The sequence below is a fragment of the Deltaproteobacteria bacterium genome (genome assembly GCA_003194485.1).
Classification (GTDB): Bacteria; Desulfobacterota; Dissulfuribacteria; order Dissulfuribacterales; family UBA3076; genus UBA3076.
This window is the reverse complement of record PQXD01000006.1, coordinates 107,415-122,414: the sequence shown is the minus strand read 5'-3', so window position 1 is coordinate 122,414 and position 15,000 is coordinate 107,415. Positions and strand designations below refer to the sequence as shown.

The 15,000-nt window shown below is 51.4% G+C and carries 11 protein-coding genes (1 of these 11 cut by a window edge); 9 read left to right on the top strand and 2 right to left on the bottom strand.

Annotation, left to right across the window (positions count from 1 at the left end; translation table 11 throughout):
- Both C4B57_05180 and dprA read right to left on the bottom strand, forming a co-directional pair.
- Positions 1-1,152, bottom strand: the 5' portion of a protein-coding gene (locus C4B57_05180) for a type I DNA topoisomerase (GenBank protein PXF54996.1). The gene continues 1,131 nt to the left of window position 1, outside the view; only the first 1,152 of its 2,283 coding nucleotides appear in the window; it begins with the start codon at positions 1,150-1,152; its stop codon lies off the left edge, out of view.
- 173 nt (positions 1,153-1,325) lie between these two features.
- Positions 1,326-2,429, bottom strand: a complete 1,104-nt coding sequence (gene dprA / locus C4B57_05175; GenBank protein PXF54995.1) for a DNA-protecting protein DprA — start codon at positions 2,427-2,429, stop codon at positions 1,326-1,328.
- A 547-nt stretch (positions 2,430-2,976) separates the two neighbouring features.
- On the opposite strand from dprA, the gene xerC reads away from it, so the two are divergent.
- From xerC to hrpA, 9 genes are all read left to right on the top strand, one after another.
- Entirely contained in the window at positions 2,977-3,948 is a 972-nt protein-coding gene (gene xerC, locus C4B57_05170) for a tyrosine recombinase XerC (protein ID PXF54994.1), read from the top strand.
- 62 nt (positions 3,949-4,010) lie between these two features.
- The gene (locus C4B57_05165) at positions 4,011-4,574 is read left to right on the top strand and encodes an HslU--HslV peptidase proteolytic subunit (protein ID PXF54993.1); all 564 of its coding nucleotides are present in this window, start codon (positions 4,011-4,013) and stop codon (positions 4,572-4,574) included.
- Between the two features lie 23 nt (positions 4,575-4,597).
- Positions 4,598-5,923: an HslU--HslV peptidase ATPase subunit gene (locus tag C4B57_05160; GenBank protein ID PXF55015.1), complete on the top strand. Its 1,326-nt coding sequence runs from the start codon at positions 4,598-4,600 to the stop codon at positions 5,921-5,923.
- Positions 5,924-5,950: 27 nt separating this feature from the next.
- A complete protein-coding gene (gene argB / locus C4B57_05155; protein ID PXF54992.1) occupies positions 5,951-6,829 on the top strand; it encodes an acetylglutamate kinase in 879 nt (292 codons plus the stop codon).
- On the top strand, positions 6,826-7,998 hold the full coding sequence (locus tag C4B57_05150; GenBank protein ID PXF54991.1) for an aspartate aminotransferase family protein: 1,173 nt from the start codon (positions 6,826-6,828) through the stop codon (positions 7,996-7,998). Before argB ends, C4B57_05150 begins: the two co-directional genes overlap by 4 nt.
- A gap of 162 nt (positions 7,999-8,160) precedes the next feature.
- Positions 8,161-9,108 carry an ornithine carbamoyltransferase gene (gene argF, locus C4B57_05145; protein PXF54990.1) on the top strand — a complete coding sequence of 316 codons (948 nt, stop codon included), beginning with the start codon at positions 8,161-8,163 and terminating at the stop codon, positions 9,106-9,108.
- A 7-nt stretch (positions 9,109-9,115) separates the two neighbouring features.
- Positions 9,116-10,054, top strand: a complete 939-nt coding sequence (locus C4B57_05140) for a thioredoxin reductase (protein ID PXF54989.1) — start codon at positions 9,116-9,118, stop codon at positions 10,052-10,054.
- Entirely contained in the window at positions 10,051-10,689 is a 639-nt protein-coding gene (locus C4B57_05135; GenBank protein PXF54988.1) for an MBL fold metallo-hydrolase, read from the top strand. The genes C4B57_05140 and C4B57_05135 overlap by 4 nt, the downstream gene beginning before the upstream one ends.
- A 21-nt stretch (positions 10,690-10,710) precedes the next feature.
- Positions 10,711-14,538, top strand: coding sequence for an ATP-dependent RNA helicase HrpA (gene hrpA / locus C4B57_05130; GenBank protein PXF54987.1), 3,828 nt, complete (start codon positions 10,711-10,713; stop codon positions 14,536-14,538).
- Positions 14,539-15,000 lie beyond the last annotated feature (462 nt).

Below are 15,000 nucleotides of genomic sequence, written 5' to 3'. Positions count from 1 at the left end.
AGCAATGAAGCGTTTCCAGATAAGCCTGTACAGAGCCAGGGATGCCTTATCCAGATAGGGCGCGACATCCTCCGGGGTCCTGGCAACCGAGGTGGGCCTGACTGCCTCATGGGCATCCTGGGCCATCTTTCCCCGTTTATAAGCCGGTGCCCTTTGCGGCACAAAATCCTTTCCAAATCTCCCGTTAATGAGGGTTCTGGCCTCCTTGACCGCCTCCATGGCCACCCTGGTGGAGTCGGTCCTCATATAGGTTATGAGCCCAACCGGACCTTCATCTCCCAAATCAATACCCTCATAGAGTCTCTGTGCCAGCATCATGGTTTTTTTGGCAGAAAACTTGAGCTTACGGGCTGCCTCTTGCTGCAACGTACTGGTGATAAACGGAGGTGAAGGGAATTTCCTCTTCTCTTTAGTCTCAACCTTTTTGACCCTGAAATCAGCCGACTCGAGGTCTCTCACTACCTTTTGGGCCTTTTCCCCGTCGGGAATCGAGAGTTTTTTACCTTTAAGGGCTACTACCTTTGCCAAAAAGGGAGGCGGCTTGGGGCCTTCCAGTTGAGCAGTAACAGTCCAGTACTCTTCCGGTACAAAGGCCTGAATTTCCCTCTCTCTGTCACATATTATTCGAACAGCAACAGACTGGACACGTCCTGCCGAAAGCCCTCTTTTTACCTTGTTCCATAGTAAAGGAGATATTTTATATCCGACCAGCCTGTCCAGGATCCGCCTTGCCTGTTGGGACTCGTACTTGTTCCTGTCCAGTTCCCCCGGGCATTTGATGGCCTTCATGATCGCCTGTTCAGTCAGTTCGTGGAACATCACGCGGTGGAACCGTCTGGCTTTTCCCCCATTGGCCTGTAGTTCCTCTGCTATATGCCATGCTATGGCCTCTCCCTCCCGGTCCGGATCAGGGGCCAGATATATGTCATCCACTTTGGATGCCGCAGACTTAAGCTCTTTGATTATCTTGCTCTTGCCACGAATTATCTCGTACTCCGGCCTAAAGTTATCTTCGACATTAACTCCCAGACGTTTCTTGGGGAGATCCTTCACATGGCCTACAGAGGCCTTGATGTCGAAGTCTTTGCCCAGATAGCGCTTGAGGGTCCGTGCCTTGGTCGGGGATTCTACAATTAACAAGCCCTTTTTCATAAAATCACTCTCACTTAGTAATTATTCACTGCCTGTCTGGCAGCCGGCAGCCTTCTGCAGGGTTTCAACCGCGGGCGGATCGCACCAAAATGTGTATCTGCAACGGATTATGCCTTGAAACCCAAAAAAAGGCTGCCGGCTGCTATGAAGTGGTCGCACTAAACGTTTATCTCTCACTTAAGTTGATATATTTGGCCTGGGAAGGCCTGGATCAGGTCTTTTAGCTCCATTTGGAGTAAAAGTCCACTGACTTGGGCAACAGGCTGCCCGCACAAATGAGCGATATCGTCTATATGTTGCGGATAGGGCCCAAGTTTGTCAAAGACTTTTTGTTCTTCGGGTGAAAGCTCGGGGTGCTCTCCGGGAACGCCTGGCGAAATGTCTTTATTGGGCCCCTGTTTTTCCGAACCAAGCTCTTCTGTTATGTCTGTAAAGTTCTCTACCAACCGTGCTCCCTGCTTGATAAGCCAGTGCGTGCCGCTGCTCCTGTAGGAGTAAATGCTCCCCGGAACCGCCATTACCTCCCTGCCCTGATCCAGGGCGCAGGAAGCAGTGATCAGGGAACCGCTTTTCATGCTTGCTTCTATTATCACGACTCCCAGGGAGAGGCCGCTGATGATCCTGTTGCGGATTGGAAAATTTTTTGCTTCCGGAGATGAACCGGGCGGTAATTCAGTAATCACCGCCCCATTATCTGCTATGCGATTGACAAGTCCTGCATTTTGCCTGGGATAAACCACGTCTATGCCGCATCCCTTTACGGCTATTGTGGTTCCACCCGACCTGAGGGCCGCCTCGTGAGAAGCAGTATCTATTCCAAGGGCCAGGCCGGAGACCACTGTATAACCGTGTTGCACAAGTTCAGATGACAGCATTCGGGCTACATCCAATCCATAGGAGCTGGGGTATCGTGAACCGACAACAGCAACCGCCCTATTTTTCAGGGAAGAGGGATCGCCGATACCATGAAGCAGTGCCGGCGGGTTTTGTATCTCATTCAAAAGCGATGGATAGTCCTTACTCAAGAAGGTCATGGTCCATGCCCCTATCCTTTCAAGGACATCGATACTATGTTCAATGGTTTTTTCGTCAGGGCCTCTTGCCAGGGCATCTCGAACATGGGCAGGAAATTGCGCTATATCTGAAAAATCGGCAGGTCCGGCCTCCCATACCGCCCTGGCCGAGCCGAAGTGTTCCACAAGCCGTCTCAGGGTCATACTCCCCACACCAGGCACTAACTGCAGCCCCATCCATGCCTTTAGCTCTTCATGGTCCATAGGAGTCCCCACAATCCTGACTAACGGTCAAATTTTCTATCAAGACCCATATTAATTCTTTCGCTCTTTTTCTCATCGATCATGAGTCAATCAATCTTAATTAGATATCCATGGCGATGGTAAATATCCGGTGAACCCGTTATATCCTGCCTTGGAGCGGTTACCTTTTTCCGGGTTTCAAAGCTCACTCATTGCAGACCGGAGAGGCAGTGCAATCCGGCCCGCGATCGAAACCCTGCAAAAGGCAAACCGCTCCTGCGGCAGGGTACGGATGGCAACCGTTTACTGGGAGGGGATATTTCTTTGAACGGTTTAACGGAAGCCCCCGTAGTTTTCCCTGCTTTTGCTGTGGGGGAAACCGCATCGCCTTAAGCGCAGCGTAAGGCGAATGCGGAGGGGGCAAGACTCCCCCGTGTCAAAAGCCTTAGAAAACAAGGGGCTGAAGTGTGAAGTGAAAAGAAATATCCCCTTCCAGTGAACGGTTACGTGGGACCACGGGTTTATAAGAATATTTACTGGCGATGAGATCATTATTGAATTCTAAGGGATGTGTGTTATAGAAAAAACCTTACCTCATTTCTTTTCTCAGGGCAGAGCGTGGTTTCTGATGATTAATGAAATTAAGATATTTATGGATTTTCTCAAGGTTGAAAGAAATGCTTCTCCGAACACGATAGCAGCATACCGAAGAGATATTGAAGAGTTCGGCAGGTATATAGGCTCTGGGAGAAATACAACATCCATCACTGCAAAAGAGATAAGGACATGGCTTGCCTCAATGCAGAAAAAGGGGGCAAGCAGAAATACCGTGGCCCGTAAGCTGGCTTCTATTAGAAGCTTTTTCCGGTTCCTGCTCAGGCAGGAAATAGTTGAAAGGAGTCCTGCTGATGGTATAAGGGCGCCTCAAACAAAAAAAATCCTGCCGGCTTATCTCTCTGTGGATGAGGCCGTTTCCATGGTAGAAACCGGCAGGAGACATGGATTCCAGGACTTCAGGAACCGGGCCGTCCTTGAGCTGCTGTACAGTTCGGGATTAAGGGTCAGCGAGCTTTCAGGCCTGGATGTCGCAAGTGTTTCCCTCTCACCTGAGATGGTGCGTGTAAAGGGCAAGGGCAATAAAGAACGGGTAATTCCTTTTGGCAGCAAGGCGGCAGAGGCATTGAAGGCCTATTTGCCTTTCAGGGATGCCTTGCTGGAAAGGCTGCATCGCGGAGACGAAAAGGCGTTTTTCATTAATCGAACCGGCACCAGATTGAGTCCGCGGAGTATAGAACGACTGGTTGCAAGGAGAAGGTCAGAGATCGGGCTGAACTCGCCTGCCACCCCTCATACTTTCCGTCACTCCATGGCGACCCATTTGCTTGAATCAGGTGCGGACCTCAGACCGATTCAGGAAATGCTGGGTCATGTGAGCCTTGCGACTACGCAGCTTTATACGCATCTTGACCTGAGTCATCTGGCCGAGGTATATGGCAGTGCCCATCCCAGGGCAAAAAAGGAAAAGCTGAAGTCAAGCTGAATAGTACGAAGAAAAAATCCCAAAAAATCAAGGATGTGGAGTAAAACGTGTATAACAATAAAATGAAGGGCCGGGCAAAGGACAGTATCTATAGTACTACCGTCCTGGCTATCCGTCACAATGGCGAGACGGTGCTTGCGGGTGACGGGCAGGTGACAATGGGGAATACGATTATCAAGCACAATGCCAGAAAGGTAAGGAAACTTTACGATGGAAAGGTCCTTACCGGCTTTTCAGGTGCAACTGCCGATGCCTTTACCCTGTTCGAAAAACTTGAGCAGAAGCTTGAGCAATACAAGGGTAATTTGGTGCGTGCAGCGGTTGAGCTTGCCAAGGAATGGCGCACGGACAAGATTTTAAGGAGGCTTGAGGCCCTGTTGGTTGCGGTTGATGAGAAAAATTCTTTCCTCATCTCAGGCTCTGGCGACGTGATAGAACCTGATGACGAAATATTGGCCATAGGTTCCGGAGGGCCTTATGCCCTTTCTGCAGCAAAGGCCCTTGTGGCTCACAGTAATCTTTCAGCCAGGGAGATAGCCGAGGCCTCCCTGAACATCGCGGCCTCTGTTTGTATTTACACTAATAAAAATATAATAATTGAGAGCTTGAAAACCCAGGAGGAATAAGAGACCCAGTGGAAATAGCGGAAATCAGACCTTTAACCCCAAGAGAGATAGAAACCGAGCTGGACAAGTACATTATCGGCCAGGCACAGGCCAAGCGTTCAGTGGCCATAGCGCTCAGGAATCGATGGAGGAGGCAGCAGGTCCCTGAGCCGCTCAGGGATGAAATCGCCCCGAAGAACATCATTATGATCGGGCCCACAGGAGTGGGTAAGACCGAGATTGCAAGACGCCTTGCCAGACTGGCAAAATCTCCTTTTCTCAAAATCGAGGCGAGTAAGTTCACTGAAGTCGGATATGTGGGCCGTGACGTCGAGTCCATGATCAGGGATCTCACCCACCTTGCGGTGGACATGGTAAAATCCGAGGAGAAGGAAAAGGTGGTGGCAAAGGCCAAAGACCTGGCGGAAGAACAGCTCCTGAACCTCTTGTTGCCGAGTGTCAAGAAAGAACAGGATACGGGAGAGACCTCGACCAGAAAGCGCTTCCGCCAGATGCTGAGAGAGGGAAAGCTGGACGATCGCTTCGTGGAGCTGGAGGTTACCCAGAGGCCCTCTTCACCAATGATAGAAATATTTGCCGCTGCGGGCATGGAAGAGATGCAGAGCAGCATCCAGGAAATGCTGTCCAGCATGTTGCCTGATAAACGGAAGCGTCGTCACGTAAAAGTCTCTGAAGCGAAAAAGATTCTTGAACAAGAGGCCTCGGGGAAATTAATAGACATGGACAAGGTGGTGAAAAAGGCCATCGCCCGTGTCGAGCAGTCAGGGATCATCTTCCTTGACGAGATTGATAAAATTGCTGCCAAAGGAGGCGGGGGCGTCGGCCCGGACGTTTCAAGAGAGGGAGTACAGCGGGATCTGCTGCCCATAGTGGAAGGCACTTCTGTCCATACCAAGTACGGTATCGTAGTGACCGACCACATACTATTCATTGCAAGCGGTGCCTTCCACGTCTCAAAACCCTCTGATTTAGTGCCTGAGCTCCAGGGAAGATTTCCGATCAGGGTTGAGCTGGATCCGTTAACCCAGAAAGACTTTGTAAGGATACTTACAGAACCGGAAAATGCGCTTGTCACTCAATATAAGGCATTGCTCGCCACAGAAAACATAGATCTGGTGTTTGAGCCGGAGGCGATCGAAGAGATAGCCAGGATTTCCTTTGAAGTAAATGAGCGTATGGAGAATATAGGGGCAAGAAGACTCCATACCGTAATGGAAAAACTGGTTGAAGAGGTCTCTTTCGAGGCCCCGGATGTTGCCCCCCGGCAGATTATGATCACGGCAAAATATGTACAGGAGAGATTGAAGCACATAGTCAAGGACGAGGATTTGAGCAGGTTCATCCTGTGATCCTTTTGAACAGCGACCAGATAATTTATGGACAATTTATCACGGGCACGGATTCTTATTGAGGCCCTTCCCTATATCAGACAGTTTGCCGACAAGACCATTGTCATAAAGTATGGTGGCCACGCCATGGCGGAACAATCCCTCAAGGAGAAGTTCGCGCTGGACATCATCCTGATGAAATACGTGGGCATCAATACGGTCATTGTCCATGGAGGCGGGCCCCAGATAAGCCAAATAATGGAGAGGATGGGTATCCGGCCCATGTTTGTCGAAGGCCAGCGGGTCACTGATGATGAGACCATGAGCGTAGTGGAGATGGTGCTGGTCGGTACTGTCAACAAGGAGATAGTGGGCCTTATCAATCGCCATGGAGGACGGGCGGTGGGTCTGTCCGGCAGGGATGGCGATCTCATACAGGCTGATCCCATGAAGATTTACAAATACACCGGTGATGAACGTCCGCCTGAAATCATAGATATTGGAAAAGTGGGAAAGGTGTCAGTTGTCAATGAAGGGGTGCTTAAGGCCCTTGAGGGCTCAGGTTTTATACCGGTTATAGCCCCGGTCGGCGTCGGACCTGAGGGACAGGCATACAACATAAACGCCGACCTTGTTGCCGGGGCCGTAGCAGGAGAACTGAAAGCTGAAAAGCTCATACTCCTGACAGATGTCTCGGGGGTCATGAATTCGAAGGATGAACTGATTCCATCCATGACAGCGGATAGTGTAAGAAAGGCCCTGGAAGATGGCACTGTAACCGGCGGAATGATCCCGAAACTAAAGGCGTGTCTGAGGGCCGTCAGCAACGGGGTCAATAAGGCCCACATAATCGACGGAAGGAAGGAGCACGCCATTTTGCTGGAACTGTTCACAGATGCCGGGGTTGGAACGGAGATTGTCCGGTGACAATTCAATCACTCAGCTCCTGTGTTGCAGATACCTACAGCCGTTTTCCCGTAACTCTGGTGAGGGGAAAGGGCTGCAGGGTCTGGGATGACAGGGGAAAAGAATATCTGGACTTTGCTGCAGGGATTGCCGTCTGCAGCCTGGGGCATTGCCATCCCGGAGTCACGGAGGCAATAGCCCGCCAGGCCGGGACACTGGTCCATATCTCAAATCTATACTGGACCTTGCCCCAACTGGAAGTGGCGCATCTGCTTACGGAAAACTCTTTTGCCGACAGGGTATTTTTCTGTAACTCAGGAGCGGAATCCGTAGAGGGAGCCCTTAAGCTGGCCCGCCGTTACGGCCACGAAATTCGCGGTCCTGACTGTTATGAGGTGATCTGTCTGGAGGGATCATTTCACGGCCGCACCCTGGCAACAGTGGCCGCCACGGGACAACCTGCATTCCAGCAGGGATTTGAGCCCATGCCATCAGGCTTCATCCATGTCCCGCCCGACAGCATCACCGCCCTCAAGCTGGCTGCAGGTCAGAGGACCGCTGCGGTCCTGATCGAACCCGTCCAGGGAGAGGGAGGGGTGCGGCCGGTCAGTGATGAGTTTCTCCTTGCAGCCAGGGAGATCTGTGATCGCCTGGGCGCCCTGCTCATGTTTGACGAGGTCCAGGTGGGGATGGGAAGGACCGGGACACTCTTTGCCTATGAACAGACCCCGGTAGTCCCCGACGTGATCTGCCTTGCAAAGGCCCTTGGAAACGGGTTTCCCATAGGGGCTATGCTCGCGAAAGAGGAAGTGATATCATGCCTGCGGCCCGGGAGCCACGCATCCACCTTTGGTGGAAACCCAGTGGCCTGTGCTGCGGCAAAGGTGGTTATCGAAACCCTGACATCACCCGGTTTTCTTGACAGGGTGAAGGAGACGGGCACATACCTGAAAAAAGGTCTCGAATCCCTGGCGGGCAGGCATCCGAAAGCAATTCTTGAGGTGCGCGGCAGGGGACTTATCCAGGCCATTGAATTCAGGAAACCCGTGCCTGAATTGGCCAACAGGCTCATGGAAGAGGGGTTTTTGGTGCTGCTGGGCCAGGAAAAGATACTCCGCCTGGTACCGCCCTTGATTGTTACCAAAGCGGAAATCGATGCTGTGCTGGATGCACTTGAGAACAATATATGATGATTTCGCTGAAAACACCCTATCTGCTGCGTTGCTTCGATTTTCTCGTCACTGCGACGTATGCAAAATACGCCTCGTTCCTCGGAAATCTCGCGCCTTGCATCTGGGGCATTTTGAGCGAAATCACTAAGCCCGTATGGGATTCATGAAATGGATTAACCCATGACTAAATCACCAAATCCCAGACACTATCTGACTGTCTCTGATTTATCTTCTGACGAAATCCTCTTTCTTATCAACCGCGCCTTGAAGCTTAAGAATCGCTATAAGTCCGGTCTCCCATACAGACCTGCCACAGGCAAAATCCTCGGGTTGCTTTTTGAAAAACCGTCTACAAGGACCCGGGTCTCCTTTGAAGCCGCAATGTTACAACTGGGCGGCAACGCGACATTCCTGTCTTCAAGGGACCTGCAGCTGAGGAGAGGGGAGCCCCTTAGGGATACGGCCAGGGTGCTGTCCCGGTATCTGGACTGTCTCGTGGTACGAACGTTTGGCCATGATGTAGTTGATGAGCTTGCCAGGTGGTCAGGCATACCTGTTATCAATGGACTTACTGATCAGCATCATCCATGTCAGGTCCTCTCTGACATCATGACCGTGATGGAATACAAGGATGAAGACATGGGGTCCCTGAAGGTCGCTTGGGTGGGTGATGGAAACAATGTGGCCCACTCATGGATCCAGGCTGCAGGCCGGCTCGGGTTTGCCCTTGTCCTGGCCTGCCCGGAGGGGTACGGGCCTGATAAAGAAATCTTGAGCAAGGCCCGGGCCGGGTCCACGGCACCCATCACACTTACGACTGATCCGGAAGAGGCGGCAGAAGGTGCTGATGTCATAAACGCGGACGTGTGGGCCAGTATGGGCCAGGAAGAAGAGGCATCGAAACGCCGCAAGATATTTGCCCCCTATCAGATCGACAGGGCACTTCTTGCCAGGGCCAAAACAGATGCCATTGTCCTCCACTGCCTCCCGGCCCATCGAGAAGAGGAAATAAGCGAAGAGGTGCTGGAAGGGCGGCATTCAGTAGTGTGGGATCAGGCGGAAAACAAGATGCATCTTCACAAGGCCGTGCTGGAATGGGCAATGGGATTGCAGGACTTTCGGGTATAATGGAAATATGGACGAAAAATTTATCCCTTTATACGACGTAATCATTCTTGGAACAGGACCTGCCGGGCTGCAGGCCGCAATTCATGCGGCAAGGAAAAAGACCAGGGTGCTGGTGCTGGGCCGTCCGGAATCCAGCAGCCTGTACAAGGCCCATATCGAGAACTACTGCTGTGTGCCCGGAGTAAAGACAGGTGAGGAACTCCTGTCAGCAGGTATGCAGCAGGCAGAGTATTTTGGGGCAGAGTTCCTGCAAGAAGACGCTGTAGCCACTGCTTCCCTCCGGGGTAACGCATACCAGGTAACCACTGAAAGCGGAAAGACATACTCTGCCTATGCCCTGATAATTTCAACCGGTGTAGCACGTCGAGGCCTTGGACTCAAAGGAGAAAAAGACATGGTGGGCAGGGGAATAAGCTACTGTGTTGACTGCGACGCAAATTTTTACAGGGATGCAGTAGTAGCGGTAGCAGGAGACGGGAGCGCTGCTGCCCATGGTGCGCTCACTCTGAGTAAGATAGCCAGGAAGGTAACACTCATAACTGAGGATCTGAAGGTGAGCCCTGCGCTCAGGGCGGAACTTGAAAAAGGAAATGTGATAATGGCTGCCGGATGCAAAATAAAGGAACTCAGAGGCACCGACAAGCTGGATGCCGTTGTGCTCAGCGACGGCACCGAACTTTCTCTTGACGGACTCTTTATTGAAAAAGGCGCCAAAGGGGCCGTGGAACTCACCTCCTTTCTGGGAGTAAGTCTGGACCCGGAAAAATTCACTTATATCGTCACTGACGAAAAACAGGCCACCAACATAGCAGGCATCTATGCAGCAGGGGATATATGCGGACCCCCCTTTCAGATGGCAAAGGCCGTTGGAGAAGGTTGTATCGCCGGTCTTTCTGCAGGCAGCTTTGCACTCAAAAGGAGAAGAAAGGAGACCGGGGCCGGATGATATTAAAGGTCTACACTGTCGGCCCCCTGGATGTCCAGGCCTATATAATAGGATGCCCTGATACGGGCGAGGCCATGATCATTGATCCTGCAGGAAGTGAAGAAAAGCTGGCAAAAGAAATCACCGGTTCAGACCTTACCCTGCGCTATATAATCAATACCCATGGCCATCCGGACCACACATGCGGAAATCAGAGGATGAAGGCCCTTACCGGTGCACCTGTATTAATGCACAAGGCCGACGACCTCATGTTCAGAAATCCCGAGACAGCCGAAATGTTCAGGGCCTGGGGCTTTGAGCCGGCCCCTCCGGCAGATGAATATATCGCCCATGGAGATGTGATCAAGATCGGCAATCTCAGATTTGAAGTAATCCACACCCCGGGACATTCGCCCGGCTCGGTATGTCTTTACGGGCACGGCCATGTAATTACCGGAGACACTCTGTTTGTCGGTGCTGTCGGCCGTACGGATCTGCCGGGAGGCTCCCTTGAGACCCTGATCAAGTCCCTCAAAATCCACATCTTTCCTCTTCCGGATTCCACCATAGTACTTCCGGGGCACGATTACGGTGACCGCCCCACATCCACTATTGGGCAAGAAAAAAGGACAAATCCCTATCTTACAGAATTTTGAATCAGGAACGAAAAAGGAGAAATGAGAATTAGAGTTCCTGATTCTAAATTCCGGATTCCCAATTGCTTCCCGGGTCTCCCTATCTGCAGTGTGTGGGATGATCTGGTCTCTGCCGTGAGGGAGAACCAGGTAATAATTGTCAGCGGGGAGACAGGTTCGGGGAAGTCCACTCAACTGCCCAAAATATGCCTTGCAGCAGGAAGGGGTGCATATAGGAAGATTGCCTGCACACAACCCAGGAGGGTGGCGGCTGTCACTGTGGCGGCCAGGGTTGCCGAAGAGCTTGGTCTTCATGGATCCAGGCTCGTTGGTTACAAAATACGCTTCAGAGACAGTACCGGGCCTGAAACCAGGATCAAATTCGTAACGGATGGCATGCTCCTGGCTGAAGCGCAGCAAGATCCCAGGTTAAGGGAATATGATACCATAATTGTAGATGAGGCCCATGAGAGGAGTCTCAATATAGACTTCCTCCTGGGTATACTCAGGAGACTCCTCCCTGCCAGGCCTGAGTTGAAGGTCATTATCACATCCGCCACCATGGACACGGCACATTTCCGCCAGGCATTCGGCAAGGTGCCTGTGATAGAGATTGCAGGTCGCGGTTACCCCGTGGAGATACGCTACAAACCTACAGAACAAGATGAAGAATCTGATATAACTACTGTTGAAAAGGTTATTTTTGCAACAGAGGAGATCAGGGGGAAAGATCCCTTTGGCGACATACTTGTCTTTCTTCCCACCGAGAGAGAGATACTGGAGGCCGTCAAGATCTTAAGGGCCGGATGTAAGGATGAGGCCCTGGTACTTCCCATGTACGGCAGGCTGGCCGCTTCGGACCAGAAGCGCATATTCAGGCCGGCCCCTGTTCAGAAGATCATAGTTGCTACAAACATAGCCGAGACTTCCATTACAGTCCCTGGAATCAAGTATGTCATTGATTCGGGCCTGGCCCGAATTGCCCGTTATAGCGTCAGGTCCCGCACAAAGGCGCTTCCAATCACCCCTATATCAAGAGCCAGTGCGGACCAAAGGGCAGGACGCGCCGGGAGGGTTCAGGCCGGAGTCTGTGTCCGGCTCTACAGCGAAGAGGACTACCTGGATCGCCCCCAGTACACCCTGCCTGAAATCCGCAGATCAAATCTGGCCGAGGTCATACTGCGTCTCTATGCAATGAATCTCGGGCCTGTTGAAGGCTTCCCGTTTGTGGACGCCCCGTCTCCCCAGGCCGTAAAAGAGGGATTTACCACCCTGAGAGAATTGGGGGCGCTGGATGCGGCAGGCAGGCTGACCAGGACAGGGCGAATTATGGCCGGGCTGCCTCTGGATCCGCGAATTTCGAGGATGATCTTGCAGGCCAGGCATGAGGGCGCACTGAAAGAGGTGGTTATTATTGCGTCGGCCATGAGCATCCAGGATCCCAGAGAACGCCCGGCGGAAAAAGAAAGCCAGGCGGATCAGGCCCATAACTCCTTTAAGGATCCATCTTCTGATTTGCTGACATTTATCAAGATATGGAACGCCTACCACAGAGAGTTGAAGGCCGGCCGCAGCAGGAACCGGATGAGAAAATACTGCAGGGAGAACTTCCTTTCCTATAACAGGATGCAGGAATGGAAGGACATCCATGATCAGATAATGGATATCATCCAAGAGTCTAAAGATTTTCCTCTGGCAATCAAGACATCCGATCACCCGATCAACAGGTCCATCCATTGTTCTGTCCTCTCGGGCTTTTTAGGACAAATCGCCCTTAAGCAGGAGGGATCCCGTTACATAGCGGCCCGTGGCAGAGAGATTTTCCTCTTTCCGGGCTCTTCACTCTATAAAAAATGTCCTAAATGGATAGTGGCAACAGAGCTCGTACGGACATCCAGGCTTTTTGCCAGGACAGCGGCTGCCATTGAGCCCGAATGGATAGAGAAGCTGGCCGGTGATCTCTGCAGGCACACCTACTCCGGACCGCATTGGGAAAAACGCCGTGGAGAGGTGATGGCATGGGAAAGGGTCACGCTTTTCGGCCTCCCCATAGTGGAAAGACGAATAGTCAGATACGGAGGAGTCGATCCGGCCGAATCCAGGGAGATCTTTATACGGCAGGCCCTGGTCCCAGGTGAGCTAAAAAAGAAATATCCCTTTCTCGTTCACAATATGGAACTGATATCAGAGGCTCAGGACCTGGAGGACAGGACCAGGCGGAGGGATATCATGGTGGATGAGGAGACCCTCTATTCCCTTTATGACAGTAGATTAAGAGAGCTTGAAAAAATGCTGTTCAAAGACAGACCCCAAAGGGAAAGAGGCACCAGGGGGCCTGAAGTGATATGTAATGAGCGTTCTCTTGCCAGGGCCCTGCGTATTTCCGGCAGCGATGCTCCTCTATGCCTTGCAAGAGAAGATCTGCTCAGGTCAATCCCCGATACCGACGTGCTCGTCCAGTTTCCAGGGCATATAGAGGTCTCAGGACACAGGCTTTCTCTGAGTTATCGTTTTTGTCCGGGTGATGAGACGGATGGAGTCACCGTAAAGATCCCTTCGGGCATACTCGCTACTTTATCGCCTGAGCCCTTTGAGTGGCTGGTTCCTGGTCTGCTGCAGGAAAAGATCACCTATCTCCTGAAATCATTGCCCAGGCAAATTCGCAAAAACCTGGTACCAATATCCAGGGTCGCTGAAAATATGGGAAAAGGACTCAAGAAAACAGAAAAGGGCCTGCTCCGCTCATTACAGGAAGAACTATTCAGGCAATACGGCATACGTGTAGAAAGGAAAATGTGGCCAAGTCCTGAGGACATCCCCCCTCACCTCTTGATGAGATTCGATGTATTAGACCAAAATGGGAAAGTCATTGATTCAGGCTGTGACCTCAACCGCTTACAGGAGACCTGGAAAAGGACCGCTTCCATCTTTAATCAAAATGACCCCGAATGGTTAAAGATCAAGGCCAGGTGGGAAGTATCCGGGCTTAATCTGAAAGATCTTCCGGATATCCCGAGTTCAGTCACGGGCTCTTCAGGAGACAGGAAGAGCCCCGTACAGGCTTTTCCAGGACTTGTTGCAGAAGATAACAGCGTATGTATAAGGCTTTTTCTCAATCAGGATGAGGCCGTTTCAGAAACCCGGCAAGGGGCAAGCAGGCTCCTCGCCGACTACCTGGGTAAAGAGCTTGGATATCTCAAGAGAAACTGCACACCATGCGGCTTATCACAAGAGGTCTATATGTCCTTTGGAGGCAAACGGAAATTAGGTCAATCCATATATGCCTTTCTCTGCAGAGAGCTGCTGGGAACATGGAAACAGATCCCGAGCAGATCCGATCTGCTGAATAGGGCCAGGGAATTAGAGGGAAAGGTCTTTCAGCAGGCCGGCCCGATCATACAGTTGCTGAAAGAAGTGTTTGAGGCCCACATCACCGCGAAACAAGAGATAAGGCGTCTTCAAAATACAGCAATAAATAGAAAGAGCTGCTCCCAGATCCTTAAAGACCTGGAGGCAGAGTTAATAAGGCTCACTCCGCCGCACTTTCCTGAAAATGCAAGGCTGGACCGGCTTTCTGACCTGCCGCGATACCTGAATGCCCTGGCTGTCAGGACCCAGAGGGCATACGTTGACCCCATGAAAGACAGGAAAAAGGCATCCAGATTAGAGCCGTTCCTGCTTTGCCTCAATGAGGCCAAAAACCCTCTTGATGCAAAGAGAACAAAAGAACTCACAGAAGAAATAGAGCAATTTGAGACTCTCATTGATGAATACAGGGTGTCTGTATTTGCCCCTGAACTCGGCACGGCGATATCCGTCTCCCCGAAACGTCTCTCTGATGCCTGGGAGAGACTGAGGACCCTTTTGTGAAAAAATGCACAGGCTGTCAGGCTGAATCAAGAGAAACACGGTACATCCCTTTCCTTGGCACAGCTTGCTTTCCTGGATCATAATCGCGTCATTTGGGAGAGGCGTGGAAAGAATCTCGAGAAACTCAAGATAATCACCTGCTCGTTCATTACTGTATATTGACCTGAAATCCACTCCACTCATGGCTCGCTGTAGCGATTTTATCGGGTAGTCCCCGCTCGTCGAAGCGTCCGTATGCCTGGGAGTCATCCCACAGGACCAGGGTCCCATGCTCCGTGTCTACACGAAAACGGCCTCCACCGATCACGATCAACTCGGGCTCATACACCTCGAGCGTCTCTTTTGAGTCTGTCCCGCAAATATTAGTTGCAAAATGAGGCCGAATTCGGTAAAATATTATATAATTTCAACATGATAATTGCTTTTTGAGGGCCTCATGAACTACAATTTCAGAAGCTATAA

Excerpts from the sequence above, each read along its gene's own strand:
- dprA (PXF54995.1), bottom strand. The coding sequence starts at position 2,429 with ATGGACCATGAAGAGCTAAAGGCATGGATGGGGCTGCAGTTAGTGCCT.
- xerC (PXF54994.1), top strand. The coding sequence starts at position 2,977 with ATGTGTGTTATAGAAAAAACCTTACCTCATTTCTTTTCTCAGGGCAGA.
- C4B57_05165 (PXF54993.1), top strand. The coding sequence starts at position 4,011 with ATGAAGGGCCGGGCAAAGGACAGTATCTATAGTACTACCGTCCTGGCT.
- argB (PXF54992.1), top strand. The coding sequence starts at position 5,951 with ATGGACAATTTATCACGGGCACGGATTCTTATTGAGGCCCTTCCCTAT.
- argF (PXF54990.1), top strand. The coding sequence starts at position 8,161 with ATGACTAAATCACCAAATCCCAGACACTATCTGACTGTCTCTGATTTA.
- C4B57_05140 (PXF54989.1), top strand. The coding sequence starts at position 9,116 with ATGGACGAAAAATTTATCCCTTTATACGACGTAATCATTCTTGGAACA.
- C4B57_05135 (PXF54988.1), top strand. The coding sequence starts at position 10,051 with ATGATATTAAAGGTCTACACTGTCGGCCCCCTGGATGTCCAGGCCTAT.
- hrpA (PXF54987.1), top strand. The coding sequence starts at position 10,711 with ATGAGAATTAGAGTTCCTGATTCTAAATTCCGGATTCCCAATTGCTTC.